General features: G+C 62.0%; 1 protein-coding gene and 1 pseudogene. One reads left to right on the forward strand and one right to left on the reverse strand.

The window, feature by feature from the left end; genetic code table 11:
• Positions 1-572 (reverse strand): annotated as a pseudogene (locus EBBID32_RS23220) (IS630 family transposase); the annotation flags it as partial.
• A 406-nt stretch (positions 573-978) separates the two neighbouring features.
• On the opposite strand from EBBID32_RS23220, the gene EBBID32_RS10405 reads away from it, so the two are divergent.
• Positions 979-1,806: an IS110 family transposase gene (locus tag EBBID32_RS10405; RefSeq protein WP_006955953.1), complete on the forward strand. Its 828-nt coding sequence runs from the start codon at positions 979-981 to the stop codon at positions 1,804-1,806.
• Positions 1,807-2,009 lie beyond the last annotated feature (203 nt).

The following is a 2,009-nucleotide window of genomic DNA, read 5'->3' on the forward strand; positions in this document are numbered from 1 at the left end:
TGCGGTCACGACGAGCTTTCGCATGACGGCGGTGATAGCGATTTTGGCGGGCCTTCAAGCGGGAGAACGCCTTCTCGATCGGGTTGAAGTCGGGGCTGTAGGGCGGGAGGAAGCGCAGCGATGCGCCTGCGGCCTCGATGAGGGCCTGCACCGACGCACGCTTGTGGCTCGACAGATTGTCCATGATGACGATGTCGCCCCGTCGCAGTTCGGGCACAAGGACCTGAGGCACGTAGGCCTCGAACCAGTCGCCGTTGATCGGGCCATCGAGCCCTATCGGCGCAACCATGCAGGTCATGCGCAGACCGGCGACCCGCGTGGTCGTCTTGCGATGGCCGTGAGGAAAGCCCATCCGCAGGCGCTCGCCCTTGGCGCAGCGGCCATGGCTGCGGGTCATGTTGGTCGCGGTCCAGGTCTCGTCGATGAACACGAGGCGTTGCGGCTCCAGATCGAGTTGGCTGTCGAACCAGTGCCGGCGCTGCCTCAGGACGTCGGGACGGTCTTGCTCGATCGCATGCCCCGTCTTTTTTCCGAGAGATGCCGTGGCGCACGAAGAAGCGGTGCAACGTACCGATCCCGACCGAAGCGCCGCGATCAATCAGCCGCGCCTGCATCTCGACCACGGTCATGTCGGCCTGCTCGGCAACCAAGCTCCGGATGAATGCGCCATGCGCCTCGATTCTGGCCGAGTGTCTGTCCCCACTACGAGGTCTGGCCACGGCTTGGCCATGCTCCCGCGCAAGTTGCCGCCAGCGGATCGCGCTTGATACGCTGACACCAAAACGGCCGGCTGCCGCCCGGCAGCTCAAGCCGCCATCAATCGCAGCGACAACCCTGTCTCGAAGGTCCTGGGAAAGAGATCGCGCCATCCATGCTGGCCTCCTGCACCAACAGGAAGTCTGATGATGTGGACGCCCCCGCACTGACCGACAGCGACTATACTGCCGGCTCCGAAAAGCAGGAAGAGGAGCGTTCACGATGACCATTACGACTTCAGGACTGGATTTGGCCGAGAGCGTGTTTCAAGCGCACGGCATTGATGAAGATGGCAACGCGGTGTTGGTCAAGAAGCTCTACCGCAAGCAGATGCTGCCGTTCTTCTCGAAGCTACCGCCATGCCTGATCGGCGTGGAAGCCTGCGGAACGGCCCATTACTGGGCTCGCACGCTCGCCGCGATGGGGCACGAAGTACGCCTGATCCCGCCATCTTATGTGAAGGCCTATGTCAAACGCGGCAAGAGCGACACGCTCGATGCCGAAGCGATCTGCGAAGCTGTGCAGCGCCCAACAATGCGGTTCGTGCCGGTCAAGTCCGTCGAGCAGCGGGGCATTCTCATGACCCATCGCGCCCGGTCCCTGCTCGTGCGCCAACGCACCATGCTTGCCAATGCGCTGCGTGCGCATATGGCTGAGCTTGGGTTCGTCGCCAACCCCGGCCTTGGCACCATCACAGCAACAGCGATTGCGGCAACGGTGACCGATGCCGAGCAGTTCTCATCGGGCAGGCAGTTCGCCGCCTGGCTCGGGCTGACACCGCAACAGCATTCCACCGGTGGAAAAACCAGACTTGGCGACATCTCCAAACAGGGCGACAGATACCTGCGTCGGTTGTTAGTTGTTGGGGCGACCGCCGTGATGCGCCACGTCAAGGACAAGCCAACGCCCATGGCCGACTGGATCAGGAAGCTCTCCGAGAAGAAGCCCTTCCTGCTCGTCTCCGTAGCGCTCGCCAACAAGCTCGCCCGGATCGCATGGGTCGTGCTGACCCGGAAGGAGGCCTATCATCCCTACGCACATCTGACCTGAACAACCCAGGTCACTCGAATTGGTAGTAGCAGTCGATGATGAGTGAAGATCGAGCCAAAGGTGAGGCCAACCCGCCTGATTCAATGCGCTTTAAACGCGCGCCAGTCTGATTAGGGACCTCACCGGCGGATTTCCATCAGGGCCAGCGGCAGACAGAATGCCGCACAAACAGGCCGGACATATGAAAGCTCGTCGTGACCGCA

This window comes from Sphingobium indicum BiD32 (assembly GCF_000382885.1).
Lineage (GTDB): Bacteria > Pseudomonadota > Alphaproteobacteria > Sphingomonadales > Sphingomonadaceae > Sphingobium > Sphingobium japonicum_C.